The 19,397-nt window shown below is 61.2% G+C and carries 13 protein-coding genes and 1 pseudogene; 8 read left to right on the top strand and 6 right to left on the bottom strand.

What is annotated here, in order from left to right; translation table 11 throughout:
• Positions 1–101 precede the first annotated feature (101 nt).
• Positions 102–2,141 carry a TonB-dependent receptor gene (locus tag GGI48_RS21885; protein ID WP_179600027.1) on the top strand — a complete coding sequence of 680 codons (2,040 nt, stop codon included), beginning with the start codon at positions 102–104 and terminating at the stop codon, positions 2,139–2,141.
• 65 nt (positions 2,142–2,206) lie between these two features.
• On the opposite strand, the gene GGI48_RS21880 is transcribed toward GGI48_RS21885, so the two are convergent.
• Complete coding sequence (locus GGI48_RS21880; protein WP_016964366.1) at positions 2,207–3,595, bottom strand: PLP-dependent aminotransferase family protein; 1,389 nt, start codon at positions 3,593–3,595, stop codon at positions 2,207–2,209.
• Between the two features lie 307 nt (positions 3,596–3,902).
• Here GGI48_RS21880 and GGI48_RS21875 point away from each other — a divergent pair, with 307 nt between their 5' ends.
• The 3 genes from GGI48_RS21875 to GGI48_RS21865 all read left to right on the top strand — a co-directional run bounded on the left by GGI48_RS21875 (position 3,903) and on the right by GGI48_RS21865 (position 9,242).
• A complete protein-coding gene (locus GGI48_RS21875) occupies positions 3,903–5,105 on the top strand; it encodes a benzoate/H(+) symporter BenE family transporter (RefSeq protein WP_179600025.1) in 1,203 nt (400 codons plus the stop codon).
• Between the two features lie 225 nt (positions 5,106–5,330).
• Complete coding sequence (locus GGI48_RS21870; protein WP_103742547.1) at positions 5,331–6,704, top strand: carbohydrate porin; 1,374 nt, start codon at positions 5,331–5,333, stop codon at positions 6,702–6,704.
• A gap of 117 nt (positions 6,705–6,821) precedes the next feature.
• The gene (locus GGI48_RS21865) at positions 6,822–9,242 is read left to right on the top strand and encodes a glucose/quinate/shikimate family membrane-bound PQQ-dependent dehydrogenase (protein ID WP_179600023.1); all 2,421 of its coding nucleotides are present in this window, start codon (positions 6,822–6,824) and stop codon (positions 9,240–9,242) included.
• 32 nt (positions 9,243–9,274) lie between these two features.
• On the opposite strand, the gene GGI48_RS31585 is transcribed toward GGI48_RS21865, so the two are convergent.
• Complete coding sequence (locus GGI48_RS31585) at positions 9,275–9,526, bottom strand: phospholipase D-like domain-containing protein (protein ID WP_409565327.1); 252 nt, start codon at positions 9,524–9,526, stop codon at positions 9,275–9,277.
• Between the two features lie 248 nt (positions 9,527–9,774).
• Between GGI48_RS31585 and GGI48_RS21855 the strand changes: the two are divergent.
• Positions 9,775–10,612, top strand: a pseudogene (locus tag GGI48_RS21855) (IS5 family transposase).
• A 238-nt stretch (positions 10,613–10,850) separates the two neighbouring features.
• Here the strand turns inward: GGI48_RS21855 and GGI48_RS21850 are convergent.
• Genes GGI48_RS21850 through tssI form a run of 3 tightly spaced genes read right to left on the bottom strand, consistent with a single transcriptional unit; the run spans position 10,851 to position 15,558 of the window.
• Positions 10,851–11,354, bottom strand: coding sequence for a hypothetical protein (locus GGI48_RS21850; protein ID WP_080963143.1), 504 nt, complete (start codon positions 11,352–11,354; stop codon positions 10,851–10,853).
• 2 nt (positions 11,355–11,356) lie between these two features.
• On the bottom strand, positions 11,357–13,114 hold the full coding sequence (locus GGI48_RS21845; RefSeq protein WP_179600021.1) for a peptidoglycan-binding protein: 1,758 nt from the start codon (positions 13,112–13,114) through the stop codon (positions 11,357–11,359).
• A gap of 11 nt (positions 13,115–13,125) precedes the next feature.
• Entirely contained in the window at positions 13,126–15,558 is a 2,433-nt protein-coding gene (gene tssI, locus GGI48_RS21840; RefSeq protein WP_179600019.1) for a type VI secretion system tip protein TssI/VgrG, read from the bottom strand.
• 638 nt (positions 15,559–16,196) lie between these two features.
• Here tssI and GGI48_RS21835 point away from each other — a divergent pair.
• The 3 genes from GGI48_RS21835 (at position 16,197) to GGI48_RS21825 (ending at position 17,733) form a co-directional block, all read left to right on the top strand.
• A complete protein-coding gene (locus tag GGI48_RS21835) occupies positions 16,197–16,457 on the top strand; it encodes a hypothetical protein (protein WP_015636855.1) in 261 nt (86 codons plus the stop codon).
• 229 nt (positions 16,458–16,686) lie between these two features.
• On the top strand, positions 16,687–16,980 hold the full coding sequence (locus GGI48_RS21830; protein ID WP_047305906.1) for a hypothetical protein: 294 nt from the start codon (positions 16,687–16,689) through the stop codon (positions 16,978–16,980).
• 105 nt (positions 16,981–17,085) lie between these two features.
• A complete protein-coding gene (locus GGI48_RS21825) occupies positions 17,086–17,733 on the top strand; it encodes a carboxypeptidase-like regulatory domain-containing protein (RefSeq protein WP_092310871.1) in 648 nt (215 codons plus the stop codon).
• Here the strand turns inward: GGI48_RS21825 and GGI48_RS21820 are convergent.
• Positions 17,711–19,369 carry a hybrid sensor histidine kinase/response regulator gene (locus tag GGI48_RS21820; protein WP_179600017.1) on the bottom strand — a complete coding sequence of 553 codons (1,659 nt, stop codon included), beginning with the start codon at positions 19,367–19,369 and terminating at the stop codon, positions 17,711–17,713. The genes GGI48_RS21825 and GGI48_RS21820 overlap by 23 nt on opposite strands.
• Between the last annotated feature and the right edge of the window lie 28 nt (positions 19,370–19,397).

Here is a 19,397-nt window from a genome sequence, read left to right as displayed (position 1 = left end):
TGTATCAATAAACAGACCCTGAACCCCACCCAGGGCACCCACGTGTCCCGCCTGTTTTCTGACTCAAAGCGCGCTGCGCCCTGCTTGCCAAGGAATGACCGATGTCCCTCTCAATCCCACGCCCTTCTCGCTCTTTACTGTGGCGCTTGTCGCCCCTGTCCGCCGCACTGCTGCTCGCCTCCCAGGCCCATGCCGTGGAACTGCCCCCGCAGGTCATCACCGCCAACCCCCTGGGCAGCAGCGAACTGGCCGCGCCCACCACCGTGCTGGAAGGCGACCAATTGACCCTGCAACAGAAAGGCAGCCTCGGTGAAACCCTGAACAAACAGCCGGGCGTGTCTTCGTCCTACTTCGGCCCCGGCGCCAGCCGCCCGGTGATTCGCGGCCTGGATGGCGACCGCATCCGCATCCTGCAAAACGGCGTCGGTGCCCTGGATGCTTCGTCACTGTCCTACGACCACGCAGTGCCCCTGGACCCGGTGAACGTCGAGCGCATTGAAATCGTCCGCGGCCCGGCGGCCCTGCTGTACGGCGGCAACGCCATTGGCGGGGTGATCAACAGCTTCGACAACCGCATTCCCACCCAAGCCATCGAAGGGATTCACGGCGCCGGCGAGCTGCGCTACGGCGGCGCCGACACCACCCGCAGCAGCGCCGGCAAACTGGAGGCCGGCGACGGCACTTTCGCCCTGCACCTGGACGCCAACTCGCGGCAGTTCAACGACCTGAAGATTCCCGGCTACGCCCGCAGCCGCCACGCCCCGGAAAGCGAAGATGGCGATGGCAAGAAAGGCCGCCTGGGCAACAGCGACGGGCGCCAGGACGGCGGCGCCATCGGCGGTTCCTACACCTGGGACGACGGTTATGCCGGCCTGTCCTACAGCAACTACGACGCCAACTACGGCTCCCCCGCCGAAGACGACGTGCGCATCCGCATGAGGCAGGACCACTACGCCTTCGCTTCGGAACTGCGCAACCTGCAGGGGCCGTTCAGTTCGCTCAAGTTCAACGCCGGCTACACCGACTACCAACACCGCGAGATCGAGGGTGGCGAAACCGGCACCACCTTCAAGAACAAGGGCTACGAAGCCCGGGTCGAGGCCCGGCACCAGCCGCTGGGCCCACTGGAAGGGGTGATCGGCGCCCAGGTCAATCGCAACGAATTCTCCGCCCTGGGCGAAGAAGCCTTCGTCCCGCAGACCGATACCAACAGCGGCGCGCTGTTCATCCTCGAAGAACTGCAAGCCACCGAGCGCCTGCGCCTGAGCCTCGGCGGCCGCCTGGAACACACCACCGTGGACCCGGACAGCAAGGGCAACCAACGCTTCGCCCAGGCCGACAAGTCCAGCAGCTTCACCGCCGGCAGCCTGTCCTCCGGCGCGGTATACACCCTGACCCCGGTCTGGTCCCTGGCCGCGACCCTGGGCTACACCGAACGCGCCCCGACCTTCTATGAGCTGTATGCCAACGGCGCCCACGTCGCCACCGGCACCTATGAGCTGGGCAACGCCAAGCTGTCCAAGGAAAAGGCCGTCTCCAGCGACCTGGCCCTGCGCTTCGACAACGGCATCCACAAAGGCAGCGTCGGGGTGTTCTACAGCCACTTCTCCAACTACATCGGCCTGCTGGGCACGGGGCGCACCCTGAACGATGAAGGCGAAGAAGAGGCCGGCGGCCTGCCGGAATACGCCTATTCCGGGGTACGGGCACGTTTTGCCGGGATCGAGGCCCAGGATCGCTGGAGCCTGGGGGAAAGCGCCTACGGCAAGTTCGCCCTGGAACTGTCCGGCGACTACACCCGGGCCAAGAACCTCGACAACGGCCAGGACCTGCCGCGCATTGCTCCATTGCGCCTGAACAGCGGCCTGTTGTGGGAACTGGACCGCTGGCAGGCACGCCTGGATGTGCAACATGCCGCCAGCCAGGGTCGGGTGCCGGACCACGAAAGCGGCACCGATGGCTACACCACTTTTGGCGCCAGTGCCGGTTATCGCTTCGATATCGGCCATAGCCATTGGCTGGCCTTCGTCAAGGGCGAGAACCTGACCAACCAGACCGTGCGCTACGCCAGCTCGATCCTGCGGGATATCGCCCCGGCCGCCGGGCGCAGTGTGGAAGTGGGCTTGCGTACTACCTTCTAAGGCCCTGTTCGCCGGCAAGCCGGCTCCTACAGATCCGTGTAGGAGCCGGCTTGCCGGCGAAGGGCTTAGCGATAACGCCGCGGATCGGCCTCGATCAGGCTGGCCAGCTGAGTCAGGGCAAAACGCAACTCGTCGCGGGTGGTGGGCGACATCAGCACCACCCGCACACAACGGGAGCTGACGCCGCGTTCCACCTGGAACTGGTTGCCGCTCATCACCAGCACCCCATTGGCCCGGGCCAGGGTGGCGAACTCATCGCCCGTCCACGGCTCCGGCAAGGTCAGCCACAGGTGATAGCTGTGGGGCTGGGTCCGGATCTCCAAGCCGGCAAACACTTCCCGGGCAATCGCCTGGCGCACCGCCGCTTCGCTGCGCTGGGTCTGCACCAGCTTGCGATCCAAGCCCTCGACAATCACGTTGCTGGCCAATTGCGCGGTCAGCGGCGACGGCATCCACACACTGCTGCGGACCATCGAGCTCAGGCGCGACAGCAGCTTCGGCGGGCTGTAGAGATAGCCCACGCGCAACGCCGGCATGATCGCCTTGGACAGGCTGGTGAGGTACACCGAACGCTGCGGCGCGTAGCTCGACAGCGGCTTGATCGACGGATCGGTGGCCAGAAAGCCGTAGATATCGTCGTCGATGATCAAAAAGTCGAACTCTTCGGCAATCGCCGCAATCTGCGCCCGGCGCTGGGGCGACATGATCGCCGTGGTGGGGTTCTGGCAACTGGCGACGCACACCAGCAGCGCCGGTTTTTCCCGCAGGCACTGCTCGCGCAGGGCTTCGGGCAGCATCCCCTCTTCGTCCATCGCCACGCCCCGCAGACGCCGCTCCAGGCCATGGGCCACGGAAATGATGCCCGGGTAGGTCAGCGACTCGCAGAGCAGCAGATCACCGGCATTGCTCAAGGCGCTGATGGCCACCATCAGGCCGTGCTGGGCGCCGGCCGTCAGCACCACCTGTTGCCAATGGACCTCGGACAAGGAGTGGCGCAACCACTGGGCACCGGCTTCGCGATGGGCCGGGTGGCCACCGTCGGGGGCGTAGTCCAGGGCCCGGCCGAAGTCGCTGCTGTGGGCCATGCCCACCAGGGCGCCGCGCAACCAGTATTCCAGGGTTTCGCTGTAGGGCTTGATGATCGACAGGTCCAGGACTTCGGACTGGCCCAGGGACAGCGACGGCGCGCTGGAGCCTTCCGGCAACCCCAGCGGCGGCTGCGCCAGCACGTAGGTGCCACGCCCGACTTCACCTTGCACCAGCCCGCGCCGCTGGGCTTCGCTGTAGGCGCGGCTGATGGTGCCGGGGGTGACATTGAGGATCACCGCCAGCTCGCGCAGGGTCGGCAGACGATCACCGTCATTCAACAAGCCGCTGCCGATATCCCGCGCCAGGGCATCGGCAATGGACAGGTAGACCGGTTGATTGAACTCGCTTAACTGAGGAACCCACATGGAGGCTGATGACCATCGGTTGCGTTGAGATGGACCGCAGCATATCACAGGCGCGCATCGACTCTTAGCATCGACTCATTCGACAAATTGATTCGACTCATAGAGCGATCCGCCGCTTAGAAACCGCTTATAAAGTTTTTCAAATCCAATAAATACTTATAAATCAATAGTTTAACCACTGATCACAGTCGATTTGGCGGCAACCGCACCGAGAACCAATTGAATCGATTCAATTTATTGAAATACACTCAGCCAGCGCCAACTCAATCGACTCAACTACTTCCACCCCATGCCCAGTCGAGATGCCATGCACAGTCTCAGCAAGGACCTGTCCCTCTCCGCCGTGATCGCCGGCCTGATCGCCGTGATCATTTCCTACGCTGGCCCCTTGATCATCGTGTTCCAGGCCGCCCGCGAAGCCCATATGCCCAGTGACCAGGTGTCGTCCTGGATCTGGGCCATCTCCATCGGCAGCGGCCTCACCGGCCTGCTGCTGAGCTGGCGCCTGAAAGTGCCGGTGATCACCGCCTGGTCCACGCCCGGCGCGGCGCTGCTGGTATCGATGCTGCCCACGGTGTCGCTGCCCCAGGCCATCGGCACCTATATCGTGGCCTCGCTGATCATCGCCGCGCTCGGGCTGTCCGGAGCCTTCGACAAGCTCATGAGCCGCCTGCCCAAGGCCATTGCCGCGGCCATGCTGGCGGGCATCCTGTTCCGCTTCGGCGCCGGGCTGTTCACTTCGGTCACCCTGCAACCGGCCCTGGTGCTGGCGATGATCGCCGCCTATCTGCTGGGCAAACGCTTCTCGCCACGCTACGCGATCCTCGCGGTACTGCTGGTGGGCTGCGCGGTGGCCGCCGGCCTCGGCGAGTTCAATGGCGGCTCCATCACCCTGGCGCTGGCCGAACCGATCTTCATCGCCCCCGAGTGGAACTGGCACGCCATCGTCAACATCGGCCTGCCCCTGGCCCTGGTGACCCTGACCGGGCAATACGTGCCGGGCATGGCGGTGATGCGCAGCGCCGGCTACACCACCCCGGCGCGCTCGATCGTGTCCTGGACCGCCATCACCTCGGTACTGCTGGCGCCCTTCGGCTCCCATGGCATTAACCTCGCCGCCATCACCGCCGCCATCTGCACCGGTCGCGAAGCCCACGAAGACCCGAACAAACGCTACGTCGCGGGGATCGCCTGCGGCCTGTTCTACATCCTCATGGGGATTTTCGGCGCGACCCTGGCCTCGGTGTTCGCCGCCCTGCCCAAGGAACTGATCGCGGCCCTGGCCGGCCTGGCCCTGTTCGGCGCCATCAGCGCCGGGCTCAGCGGCGCCATGGCCGATGAGAAACAGCGTGAGGCGGCGCTGATCACCTTCCTGGTCACCGCCTCGGGCATGAGCTTCCTCGGTCTGGCCGCGGCGTTCTGGGGGTTGATCTTCGGCCTGGTGGCGCACTTCGCCCTGAGCTACACCCGACAGAAACAATCCCTCGCCGCGGCCACCGCGCCGCGCTGAACCTGCCCGGGCCCGGTGACTGTTACCGAATCCGAAAGGGTTCATGTCAATAAAAGCGCTTTCTCTTGATGAGAGGGCGCTTTATCCTTCGCACCCTGAAGCTGAAACGCTTCATCTTTCCTTTTGAAATCAGCGGCCTGCCGTCCTCGATCAACCTGTATCGATGCCACGTGCCGCGCCCTTGCTTCTGCCTATTCCTAGAAAAAAGACCTGACTCGAATGCCTATGCCCGTTTTTCAGCGCTTAAAAGACAGCGCTGTCCTGACTCCCGTTGCCCTGCCCAAGACCCTGAGCCTGCTCGGTGCCCTGGGGTTTGCCGCCTGCGCCCAGGCCGCCCCGGCCTTCGACAGCGACTCGCCCTGGATGCTCGGCGACTGGAACGGCACCCGCACGGAACTGGCGAACAAGGGCTACGACTTCAAGGTCGACTACGTCGGCGAGATGGGGTCGAACCTGCACGGTGGCTACGACCACGACCGCACCGCGCGCTACAGCGACCAGTTCGCCTTCGGCAGCCACCTGGACCTGCAGAAGATCCTCGGCTGGGATGACGCCGAGTTCCAACTGACCGTGACCAAGCGCGACGGCGACAACATCAGCAACGACCGGATCAACGACCCACGGGTCGGCGGCTTCACCTCGGCCCAGGAAGTCTGGGGCCGCGGCCAGACCTGGCGCCTGACCCAGATGTGGTACCAGCAGAAATTCTTCGACCAGAAGCTCGACATCAAGGCCGGCCGCTTCGGCCAGGGCGAAGACTTCAACAGCTTTCCCTGCGACTTCCAGAACCTGGCGTTCTGCGGCTCCCAGGTGGGCAACTGGGCCGGCAGCGTCTGGTACAACTGGCCGGTCAGCCAGTGGGCCCTGCGGGTCAAATACCACCTGACCCCCGAGGTCTACGCGCAGATCGGCGCCTATGAGCAAAACCCGTCGAACCTGGACCGCGACAACGGCTTCAAGCTCAGCGGCAGCGGCACCCAGGGCACCCTGTTGCCGGTGGAACTGGTGTGGACACCGAAACTCAACGGCCTGGCCGGTGAGTACCGCGCCGGCTACTACTACAGCAGCGCCAAGGCCAGCGACGTGTACAAGGACGGCAACGGCCAGAGCGCGGCCCTGAGCGGCGAAGCCTATCGCAGCAGTTCGAGCAAGCACGGCCTGTGGTTCGGCGCGCAACAGCAAGTCACCAGCGTGGCCAGCGACCACTCCCGCGGCCTGAGCCTGTTCGCCAACGTCACCGCCCATGACAAGAAGACCAACGCCATCGACAACTACGTCCAGGCCGGCCTGGTCTACAAGGGCCTGTTCGATGCCCGGGCCAAGGACGACATCGGCTTTGCCCTGGCCCGGGTCCACGTCAACCCGGCGTACCGCAAGAACGCCCAGGCCAGCAACCAGGCCCGCGCGATCTACGACTACGACAACCCCGGCTACCTGCCGCCCCAGGACACCGAATACAGCGCCGAGTTGTACTACGGCGTGCACCTGGCCAACTGGCTGACCGTGCGCCCCAACCTGCAATACATCCGCCATCCCGGTGGCGTGAGCCAGGTGGACGACGCGCTGATCGGCGGGATCAAGATCCAGAGTTCGTTCTAAAGCCGCGCGGCAAAAAACCACGCCATTCACAGTTTTCAGCTGAACCAAGCCCGCGCCTGATCGTCATCTACAGTGAACAAGCGCGGGTCCACTCTTAACGTCACGGAGAACCACACTATGAGCACTGAGGGTGCTTCAAGTCCGAGCCGCCTGCTGCCAGGCCTGCTCGGGATCTTGCTGCTGCTAATGGGCCTGGCCTTGCTGGCCGGGGGGATCAAGCTGAGCATGCTCGGCGGCTCGTTGTACTACGTCCTGGCCGGTATCGGCCTGACGCTGACCGGCCTCTTGCTGCTGGCCGGCAAACGCGCGGCGCTGGGCCTTTACGCTCTGGTGCTGTTCGCCAGTACCGTCTGGTCGCTGTGGGAAATCGGCCTGGACTGGTGGCAACTGGTGCCACGCCTGTCGCTGTGGTTCGCCCTCGGCGTGGTCCTGCTGCTGCCCTGGTTCCGCCGCCCGTTGCTGCGCGATGGCCCGGCCCCGCTGGGCACCGCCGCCCTGAGCGTGGCCGTGGTCCTGGCCGGTGGCGCCGCCATTGGCAGCCAGTTCACCAACCCTGGGGAAATCTCCGGCGACCTGGGTCGCGACAGCACCGACATGGCCAGCACCGCCCCGGCCATGCCCGAGGGTGAATGGCAGGCCTACGGCCGCACCGAGTTCGGTGACCGCTACTCGCCGCTGAAGCAGATCACCCCGGGCAACATCGGCAAGCTGCAGGAAGCCTGGCGCATCCGCACCGGCGACATGCCGACCGCCAAGGACCCGGTGGAGATCACCAACCAGAACACCCCGCTGAAGGTCAACGGCATGCTCTATGCCTGCACCGCCCACAGCAAGGTGCTGGCACTGGACCCGGATACCGGCAAGGAAATCTGGCGCTTCGACCCGCAGATCCAGGGCCCCAACGGCGATGATTTCCGCGGCTGGGCACACATGACCTGCCGTGGCGTGTCGTACTACGACGAAGCCAACTTCAAGAACAGCGATGCCATCAGCCAGCCGGCCACCCTGTCCCCTGCGGGCCAGGCCATCGCCGCCAGCTGCCCGCGTCGCCTGTTCCTGCCTACCGCCGATGCGCGCCTGATCGCCATCAACGCCGACACCGGCAAGGTCTGTGAAGACTTCGGCAACAAGGGCGCCGTGGACCTCAAGGCCGGTATCGGCCCGTTCACCCCGGGTGGCTACTACTCCACCTCGCCGGCGGCCATCACCCGCAACCTGGTGATCATCGGCGGCCACGTCACCGACAACGAATCGACCAACGAGCCGTCCGGCGTGATTCGCGCCTTCGACGTGCACGACGGTCACCTGGTGTGGAACTGGGATTCGGGCAACCCCGACGAAACCGCTCCGCTGCCGGAAGGCAAGACCTACACCCGCAACTCGCCGAACATGTGGTCCCTGGCCAGCGTCGACGAGAAGCTGGGCATGGTCTACCTGCCACTGGGCAACCAGATGCCTGACCAATGGGGCGGCAACCGCAGCGCGGGCGCCGAGAAGTTCAGCGCCGGCACCGTGGCCCTGGACATCGACACCGGCAAGCTGCGCTGGAACTACCAGTTCACCCACCACGACCTGTGGGACATGGACGTGGGCAGCCAGCCGACCCTGCTCGACATGAAGACCGCGGACGGCGTCAAGCCGGCGCTGATCCAGCCGACCAAGCAAGGCAGCCTGTACGTGCTGGACCGTCGTGACGGCACCCCGATCGTGCCGATCCGTGAAGTACCGGCCCCCACCGGCGCAGTCGAAGGCGACCACACCGCCCCGACCCAGGCCCGCTCGGACCTGAACCTGCTGAACCCGCCTCTGGATGAAAAAGCCATGTGGGGCGCCACGCCGTTCGACCAGATGCTGTGCCGCATCCAGTTCAAGCAACTGCGCTACGACGGCCAGTACACCCCGCCGTCGGTGCAGGGCAGCCTGATCTACCCGGGCAACGTCGGCGTGTTCAACTGGGGCAGCGTCTCGCTGGACCCGGTCCGTCAGTTGCTGTTCACCAGCCCGAACTACATGGCTTTCGTTTCCAAGCTGGTGCCGCGCGCCGAAGTCGCCGCAGACAGCAAGCGCGAAAGCGAAACCTCGGGCGTGCAACCCAACACCGGCGCGCCTTACGCGGTGATCATGCACCCGTTCATGTCGCCTCTGGGCGTACCTTGCCAGGCCCCGGCCTGGGGTTATGTGGCCGGTATCGACCTGACCACCAACAAAGTGGTGTGGAAGCACAAGAACGGCACCAGCCGCGACAGCTCGCCGATCCCGATCGGCCTGCCAATCGGCGTACCGAGCATGGGCGGCTCCATGGTCACCGGCGGTGGCGTGGGCTTCCTCAGCGGCACCCTGGACCAGTACATCCGCGCCTATGACGTGAAAAACGGCAAGGAACTGTGGAAATCCCGCCTGCCCGCGGGCGGCCAGGCCACGCCGATGAGCTACACCGGCAAGGACGGCAAGCAGTACGTCCTGGTGGTCGTGGGCGGCCACGGCTCCCTGGGTACCAAGATGGGCGACTACATCATTGCCTACAAACTGGCGGAATAAGCTGTACCGGCAGGGATGAAAAAGGCGGCTACCTACGGGTAGCCGCCTTTTTTTGTGCGCACCAGGCATAACGCGTGGCGCGCAAGCGCAACCAGCTTGGCTGTAACAGCCTCTAGGGGGACGTGGAGGTGAAGGTTCCACAACTCATCTCGCCAGTTCTTCGCCAACTCCGCATCCGGCGCAGCCAGCCCCAGTTCCGAGTCGGTGTGCATACTGCGCGTATTGATATTCGCCGAACTGAGCAGGCTGAACACATCGTCCACCACCAGCAGTTTCGAGTGCACGTAGATGTATCGGAAGTCAGCTTGTTCGCGTTCGGCCAGAGGGGCTGCCGGGTCCCAGGGCGAGCGTTATGCCTGGCCGGCTGACTCACTGTGCGAGAGGGGAAAGATCGTGGTGAATGATTTGCGCCAAGCCATGTCACCCACAACCACCGCCTAATTAGGAATTTCTCCGATCAAGTCAGCACAGGCCATCTGACCTGTGCTGAAGTAGCCCTCCGTCCAACTGCCCTCTACAAGCCCGCCACCCCATGAGTCAGATGAGTTTTTTCGATTTCGAGTACGCCGGTAAGCGCAAGCAAACCCGTCGTGAGTGTTTCCTGGCCGAGATGGAACAGGCACTGTACGAGATCACTTCGATGCGCCAGTTTGCTCGTCTGACGCTCAGCGCTCCGATCCCCGAAGACACGACAATCATGAATTTCCGGCACCTGCTGGAGAAGCATCAGTTGGCGGCGGGGCATTCTGGAAACCATCAACAATGACCTGCGAGACAAGGGCCTGTCGTTGCGCCAGGGCACCATTGTCGACGCCACCATCATCCACGCACCCAGCTCGACCAAGAACAAGGAAGGCAAACGCGATTCCGAGATGCATCAGACGAAGTAAGGTAACCAATATTTCTTTGGCATGAAGGCGCCTATCGGTGCAGATGCCGAGTCGGGTCTGGTGCACCACGTCCACGGCACAGCGGCGAATGTGACCGATGTAACGGAGGTCGCTCAGCTGTTGCATGGCGATGAAAATGTTATCTGTGCCGACGCGGGTTATACCGGCGTTGAGAAGCGGCCGGAGCATGAAGGAAGGCCGGTGATCTGGCAGATTGCGGCTCGTCGTAGCACCTACAAGCACTTGAGCAAACGCAGCGTGCTCTACAAAGCCAGACGCAAGATCGAGAAGGTCAAGGCGCAGGCACGAGCGAAGGTCGAACATCCATTCAGTGTGATCAAGCACCAATTCGGCTACGTGAAAACCCGCTTGCGTGGCTTGGCCAAGAACACAGCGCAACTGACTACGCTATTTGCCCTGTCGAATCTGTGGATGATGCGCCGGCAATTGTTGCCTGCTGCGGGAGAGGTGCGCCCGTGAGGGCAGAAAACCAAGGCTGTGCCTTGGTGATCCAATAATCAGCGGCTGAAAATCGGGATGTTCGGCATCTCCAAACCGTCCATTTCCGGCTGATGGGTAACTTGTTCGGCGTTTCCCTAACAGAATAGCTGCGCTTCATTCTCCTCAGAAACTCTCGACATAACAGACCTGGCTTTTCAACAGCCACCAAAGCCAGCTAAAAACACATGAGCACCTCAGTTACCCAAGTCACAAAAACTCACTCTGACTCGCCTTCATACCTCTGAGCATTTTGATTAAAACTCCACACATGCGACTTGGTAAGCGCTTCCTGCCCCTTGTACAAAACGCCTCCTTCTCGATCTCTTTGGTAGGAATATATTTCAATTTTCTTATACTTATCTTTACCACCAAGGGAAGCATCTAGAACCTTAACACCCGCAAAATAATCTCCACCTACAAACCTCAAATACCCTCGACACTGAATAAAAAAACCATAAACCCTATCCTTACTTGACCCCTCACTACCGACATAAGAAAAAATAAAATCTCTTACCCCGTCATCATTAAGGTCATCACTATAGACAACCTTGACTCTTTCAACGGAGAATCTTGGCCCATCAACTTTTGAAAGCATCTGGATCGGCTCGCCCTCTTCTGCCCACTGCGAAATAAAGTATCTCGAACCATCGACATCACAAACTTCCACTGCTGTAGCACAAGCCATCGGAAAGAACAGTAAAATCGCCAGAAAAAATTTCATATTCACTCATCCAAAATAAAAGTATTACGGCCAGTCCGGACTGCTCCCTGGGGTTGGGTGAAACCAAAAACTATACTGGTCGCCACAGTGGGGTTTATGGCTGCGGCCGCAGATAGAAGCCTTCTCGACAACGCGGTCTCATGTGCATCACCCCAGTTTGATACCGGTAATTGCCAATTCACTGTAACTGTCTCATTTATTACTTGCTGTATGATTGGCACAATTCTTTGGTGCTCATCATGAACCACATGTGACGGCCGATATACGTGCCATCTCAAAAGTATTGCAACACTCTTCTCCGATGTAAAAACCCTACCGAGGGTACTAACTACAGTCGTAGCACCAACACGAAACTGAACCTCTTTATTCAAAACATCCCTAATCCTAACCTTGGCCATAGACCACATTGCCTCTCTATAGCCCGATAAGGTTCGGCCGGCCATGCTGAGTCGATAGAACCAATGCCACGTTTTTAAGTAATGAGCTTCTTCTTTAGTTCTCGGCAAATCATCAAATTCACTCTCGGCATGTAACTGCTGAGCGGGATTATATGTATCGTTTGTCAGCCTCACCCATCCAGAATATTTTTTGAGATCCTCGGCATACAACCTCGAATCTCCCCAATCATATTTTGGATAAACCCCAAAACCACCGAAGACCTTCATAAAAGTCTCGTTATCTCTTTGTTTCAGGTAAGAAATAAATCCGGCAAACTCACCCCTTTCGTATTGACCACTATCGAACAGCCCCATAGTCCAGTGGCATGGACCTGCAGACATAAGTGCGTTATCCCATGCGTTGAGAACATCAAAACGCCCAAAACACTCTGCTTCAGCCACCACTCGAATTGCGCGATATGTTGATAGAGCTGGACTATTGATTTCTACGGGATTGACTGGCGATCCAATTATATTTTTCACTGTCATTTCAGCGTCAGGCGACCAGCTATGTCTTTTAGTTGAATTAGGCCCACCAAAACCTCGAGACTCGTAATAACCTACAGCGTGATAATGGTTTTGCGCTCGCCCAACCGGAAATTCAAAACAACTCGAAAAATCTCTAACAAAAACCCTAGGAACCCCCTCAGTAAAACTATCATGCGCCCAAATATTACACCCAGAATCAGCAATATCACTCCTGATGCCTTGGACCATCTTCCAAGCTTCAAAGACCACCGGACATCTGTAGTCATTATCCAGCCAGTGATCTATCGCCAATCTGGTTTTTGCATTCATAACTCCACTTATAGGACCAGAGTACCGAGCCGAGTTGACAATCGACTGCAAACTATCAACATAGCAACTAACAGGACCTGCAGTCGTCCCACCCACCACCGCTGCCTTCCCTGCTTTGGCCAAGATCGCTGCCGAACCATCAAAATACACCTCTAAATTATCTACCTTCACAGGAGATCCCGTCTCACTCAATAAGAGCTGGCCTTTTCTACCTTGTCTAATACATGCCACTTGGGCCATAGAGGCGTAAATTTGAAACTCCCTAACCCCCCAACCAGTACGGATCCCGAACTCGCCATCAGGCTTCCCAACTACAGAAAACCCTAGAAAAACCAGGTCTTCCTGAAGTTTTCTTACGTGCTCATAAATAGCTAAAGCTGCACTATTTCCTGAAATTGAACTAGCTGTTTCAGCAGAAATACTGGAAAGACTTGGATTATCAATCCCTCCCCACCGCGGAGGTAAATTTTGCGCCGGCTTACCATCATGATCACCAAGACGAAGATCAAACCCTCCATAACTCATCACTCACGTCCTTATGCAATATGTTGTTTTTCCAACCGCTTGACATCATTAAAAGATAGATAGTCTTTATCTGTCAGCCCACATGACCGAAAGAAGCAGCGAGTGGCATACTTTGTTTTCGGGCCGTTTTCTCCATCAATTTTTCCTTGATAAAAGCCCAGGTTTTTCAGCCGCGACTGGGTTCCTTTGATATCCGATGCAGGTGGTTGCGAATTCAGATCAAGCTCCCATATCCACGGCTGCGCCTCAATCCCAAATGCATAGAAGGTTAAGACTCCTTTTTTAGCCTTTAGTGGAACATGCTGATCTAAAAATCCATCAACAGATGTTATTCCTTTATAAGTAACGCCATCGACTTCCAATATATAAGGCTGTCCAGAGATCCCTTTCTTGTCATAGGGGCGTTTCATTTGAATTCGAAAGTTTTTGCGAAGGCTTTCAGATGGTGAGGATTGCACTGCGTTCACCAAGGCCTTCTCCATCAAGCTCCCGGCCTTATCCTTATCCGCCACGCCGGGTAGCACCGGCGGCTGGATTCCAATGCCCGAGCCAGCCCCCGCCGCACCTCCCGCATTCACCTTGAGCAACGCCCCACTCACGCTGACGCCGCTGGCGTCGAGCTTGATAAAGCTGCCCCCGGCTTGCACCGTCAGTTCACTGGCCGCTTCGATCACCATTTTCTGGCCCGCTTGCAGGTGGATTTCGCGGCCGGCCTGGAGCAGTTGTGCGCTGCCCAGCTTGATGTGCTGGTTTTGCGCCACGTTCAGGTGGTCGTCGGCGCGGATTTCGGTTTTGCGTTCGCCGTGGACGGTGCGGTGTTCCTCGGCCTTGAGTTCGCTGTAGCTGTTGCCTTCGACGCTGTCGTGACGTTCGTGGCCGACGCGAATCTTCTGGTCGTGCTGGATGTTTTCATCCCAGTCGCGCTGGGCGTGGACGAAGATCTGTTCGGCGCCTTGCTTGTCTTCGATGCGCACTTCGTTGAAGCCGGCGCCACCCGGCGAACTCAGGGTCTTGAACAGGCTGCGGGTCTTGTTGGCCGGCAGTTCGTAGGGGACGGGGTGTTCCTGGTGGTAGAGGCAACCGCTGATCAGCGGCTGGTCGGGGTCGCCTTCGAGAAAGTCCACCAGCACTTCCATGCCGATGCGCGGGATGGCGAGGGCGCCGTAGCGGTCGCCGGCCCAGCTGGAGGCGACCCGCAGCCAGCAGCTGGTCCGGTCGTCGCCCTGGCCTTCGCGGTCCCAGTGGAACTGCACCTTGACCCGGCCGTACTGGTCGGTGTGGATTTCCTCTCCTGGCGGGCCGGTGACCACTGCGGTCTGGCTGCCGAGGACCCGGGGTTTCGGATGGTCCAGCGCTGGGCGAAAGAACACATCCCAGGGGGTGGCGAGGAAGCGGTTGCGGTAGCCCTGCTGGAAGCCATCGCTCGACTCGGTGTCGCTGGTGATCGATTCCTCCAGCACCTGGGGCTGTTTGCCTTCATGGCTGACCTGGGTCAGCAGCCAGAGGTCGTTCCACGCCTGGCGCGGGTGACCGGACAATTGCAGCAAATGTCCGCTGACCAGTCGCGGTTCATCGCCCCAGCCCTCCGCTTGCCGGTAGTCGGCGCGGTGGCGTTCCAGGGCGCGCTGGCTGAGCAACTTGCCCCGTTCGCGATCGGTGAAGCGCCCGGGATAGTCGTAGTCCTCCAGGTCCGGTTGCTGGGTCTGGCCGTCGGGCTTGTAGGCGGCCTCCATTTGCAGGCGTGGCTTTTCGAAGTCGTAGTCGCGTCGGGTGACGCGGCTGCTGCGGGTTTCCAGGCGCACATTGAAGCCCTTGATCACCGGCTCATCGGCCACCAACCCGCTGCCGCGCACATAGGCGGTGGGTCGGCCGAGCTTGCGGAACACGCTCTGGTTGTCGCTGAACACCAGTAAATGCGCCTCGCGGCTGTGCTGGAAGTGGTAGTGCAGGCCTTCTTCTTCACACAAGCGCTGGATGAAGTGCAGGTCGCTCTCGTCGTACTGCACGCAGTAGTTGCGCGCGGGGCACGGCTGCTGGATCTGGAACTGGTAGGCATTGCCGAGGATGCCGTGCTCTTCGAGGATCAGGGCGATGATCTGCGGCGCCGAGAGCTGCTGGAAAATCCGCTGGTTGCTGCGGTGGCGCAGGTAATCCAGCTGCGGCTGCAGTGACAGGCTGTAGCGGCTCAGGCGTTTGCCGGCATCACCCTGGGCGATGCGCTGGATCAGTCCATGGATGCCGTGGCCCTGGGGATCGAAGGCGAGAAAGGCTGGTTGGTGCAGCAGGGGTTCGAGGTCGATGAAGGGGCGCTCGCTGACCAGTTGCAGGTCGAAGCGAAACGGCTGGCTGATGGCTTCGCTGCCCTGGAAGGCGAGCACCTGGAAGTCGTGCTGGATGCCTTGGATGTCCAGGCTGAAGTGGGTCTGGTCGGCCGGGCTGAACATGGGTCGCTCCTTGACGTGTTGCGGCTAAGTCCATTAGCCGAAGCGCTGCGGGGCCGAGGCCACGCTGCGGACGCGCAGTAACGTAGCAAGTTGCAACTCGTCACGTTTGTAGGAAGTGTCTGAAATACCGACCGATCAGCCCGTTCCATGACCTCCTTTATCTCACCGCCATCCGGGTGCTGAGGGTGCTGGAAGGACAGTTGCGAATGCTCATGTGGCGACTGATCGGTGGGAGCCCTCGGCATACCTGCCCCTCAAATCGCGGTCACCGAAAATTCCTACAACTCGCGTCCACTTGCATCACCTTGTCCCCCCAAGGCGATGCCCTTAAGGTCTGGGGGTCATTGCAAATTCAGTGACAGGGCGTAGGAACCCTTCGATAACCCTTGGCGCATAAGCGCCCGTCTGATTGCGGAGCATCTGTCGCATCCGTAAGATCAGCCGCGGCGGCCGTGCGCGGGCACGCTTCGGCGTGGCCGAGTCCAAGGGTATTCGGTATTCCTACCCCGCGCGCGGCTGCCACCCAAGCCCGTAGGAAGGCCGTTGGCAGCTCTCATGCCTACCCGGAGCTCGATCAAATGAAAAAGGTCAAACCCAACAAACCTGACACATCTACGACGGAGCGCAGCTCTCGTCACATGCCATTGACCAGCAACGACTACAACATCCCCGCCCTGCTGGTGGACACCCAGGCCCCGCTGGACGCGCTCCACGAGGCCGCCGCCCACCGCATCCGCGCGGCCACCCAGTTGCTGGAGAACATCGCCAGCCACGACAACCTGCAGAGCAACCCGGCCCTGCTTCAGGACTTCGCCCAGCTGTGCGTCATCCCCCTGCGCGACGGCTGCGACCTGCTGGACGTGCTCGGCCGGCGCCTGCAGGAACAACTGCTCACCTGAGCCTGATCCGGGACCGGCAGCGCCTCGCCGGTCCCATCCGGCGGCCCTGTGCGGCTCCCCCGCAGCCCCGTAATTGCAAAGCGACATTAGCCCATTTGTGCTAATCGACCCTCCCCCAGCCCGGGGCTATAGTGCCGAGCAACCACCCGCTCTCCCCCAACACCGCCGTTCTGCGGTGTCGGGAGCGGCTGCGCCGTTGAAAACACAACAACACCAAGGAAGAGTCATCATGAAACTCCAGTCCAGCCTCCGCCCCCTTGCCCTGCTCAGCGCCCTGGCCCTCGCCTTGGGCGGTTGCGCCATCGCCAAGCCGAGCAACGACGATCTGAAGAACCGCGCCCAGATCACCCTCGGCAAGCCGGTTTCCACAGTCTCGAATGTGCGCAGCGACGCGTCCCAGACCTACTTCACCGCCAGCACCAGCGCCGGCGAATACAACTGCGTATTGCCCAGCGGCGGCATGGTCGCCTTCGCCACCATGGGCGGAGCGGTCGCGCTGCCGGCCGAGTGCAGCAAGCAATAAAGCGCTAGCCCCTGAGCAACCAGGTTCGCCGCGACGGGCTGCCCCGGTGTAGCAGCGGGACAGCGTCGGGCGAGCACCGTTCCTTCCTGAAAAGGTTCTGAGTTGATGAAACCCCGTCTCTTCATGGTGACAGGCCTGGCCCTGCTCGCCTGTACCCTGATGGCCTGTGCGCCGCGCCAAGGGCGAACCCTGGACGAATACCCGCCGGTCAAGATCCCAACCGTGCAGTACCCCGAGGTCCCCTTCGACACCCAGGCCGCCCGCGCCGCCCTGCAACCGGGCACCGCCACGCTCACCGGCAAGTTCTGCATCGTCGGCAACGACGGCATCGAGGACAGCCGCGACGTCAAGATCTATCTCTACCCGGTCACCCCGCACTTGCAGGCCTGGCACAAGTTGCGTGCGTCCAAGCCCGAAGGCGCGCCGGTGAGCATGGCCCCCGAGGCCGTGGCCGTGCACCGGGTGACCCGCACCGACGGCAACGGCATCTTCCAGTTCACGGGCCTGCAACCGGGTCGCTACTTCGTCCAGGGCCAAGACATGGTGTACGGCACCAGCCGCTGGAACGAGTACGTGGGCACTGGCCAGAGCAACACCAACTACGGACCGGTGACCACCCACTACTACACCGAGCGCAGTTCGATCTCTTCGTACTCGGGCATGCTGGATGACTTCGTCGAACTCGCCAGCGGCGAGAACAAGAAGCTGACCATGACCAACTACCCCCTGCTTATCCCGTGCCGGACCTGGTAACCGCCGCTGGCGCCGAAGCCCTGTGGGCCGACGCCAGCGGCGTCTCGCGCAGGGCTCGCAAGGTGCCCCGCAGTTCCACCGGGCGCACCGGCTTGGAGAGGATGGCGATATTGCGGTCGTGCAGGGCGGCGTGGATTTTCTCGATGTCGTGTCCGGTGATGATCAGCGCCGGCACTTCCCAGCCGCGCTGCCGGCGGATGCTGTCGATGCATTCGAGGCCCGAGGCCCGGGTGCCCAGGTCATAGTCGGCGACGATGATGTCGCAGTCGGTCAGCAGGTCTTCTCCGCTCGACTCGGCCTGGACCACGCAGCCCCAGCGTTCCAGCAACGCCGAGGTGGCCAGCAAGACGTTGCGGTCATCTTCCACCAGACACACCCGCAACCCGGTCAGCAAGCCGCTCTGCAACGCCTCGTCACGACCGTGCAAGCGCTGTGGCGCGGCCAGTTGCAGGCCGTGCAGGCTGACCGTGGTGCCGTGATCGACCCGCGAACGAATGGTCACCTGCAGGTCGGTCAATTGCCCCAGGCGCTTGACGATGGACAGGCCCAGGCCGACGCCTTCGACGTCCTTGTCCCGTACCTGGCGAACCCGATAGAACTCCTCGAAGATCTTCGGCAGGTGCTCCTCGGCAATCCCCCGGCCCTGGTCATAAATGACGATGGCCAGGCCCGTGCCGCGCCGGCGCACGCCAATCAGCACCGGCCGCTCGGCGGCGTACTTGAAGCAGTTGGACAGCACGTTCTGCACCATGGTCGCCAACAACCCCGGATCGACCCGCACCCAATGGGCGCAAGGCCGCAAGCGCAGTTCGACACCGGCCCAGCGCGCCGCTTCGGTGTTCTGGCGCACCAGGTCGCGCAGCAGCTCGCCCAGGTGCACGGTGTCGTACTTGGGCTGCACCCGCCCGTTGTCCAGGGTGTAGAGGTCGAGGATCGAACGGAACAATTGCGAAACGTTGAGCAGCGAACGGTCGATGTTGTCCACCAGCCGCCGCTCGTCCGCCCCCAGGTTGGCTTCGCGCAGGCAGGCGGTGAACAGGCCGATGGAGTGGATCGGCTGGCGCAGGTCATGGCTGGCCTGGGCCAGGAAGCGGGATTTTTCCAGGTTGGCGGCAATCGCCTGTTCGGAAGCCAGGCGGGTGCGCTTGAGCAGGATATGGGCGTACACCGGAATCACCGTGCTGGTGATCATCAGCATCAGCACCATGTAGGGCTGGGCCTGCCAGTAAGGGGTCAGCAGATAGACCATGAACAGCGCGACCTGCGCCAGCACGGTGGCGATCGCCAGGTAGCGCGAGCCGAAGCGCATGCCATTGCCCAGGTTGACCCAGACCATCACCGCATAGATCGGCAGCGCCCCCTCGCCGCCCACCACCAGGCCGTAACAGGTGCCGGTGTAGTCGTAGACCATGCCCAGGATGCGCCGCGTCGGGTAGTGCCCGGGCCAGCGGGCAATGGCCATGCGCAGGATGATCGAACCGAGCATGAACAGGGCAATGTAGATCATCACCGGCACATAGGGCTCGACCTGCTGCCCCGGCAGAAAGCCGATCACGCTAAACCAGACCAGGGCGCAAGCGGCGACGATGATCCGCAGGGTGGCCTGGTCGAGTTCGCTGTCCTTCTCAACGTTCATGCAATCACCTCCTTGTGCAATCTGTGTG

It is taken from the genome of Pseudomonas protegens (assembly GCF_013407925.2).
Lineage (GTDB): Bacteria > Pseudomonadota > Gammaproteobacteria > Pseudomonadales > Pseudomonadaceae > Aquipseudomonas > Aquipseudomonas fluorescens_AP.
Note: the sequence above shows the minus strand (reverse complement) of the source record. Positions and strands in the feature narration are given on the sequence as shown.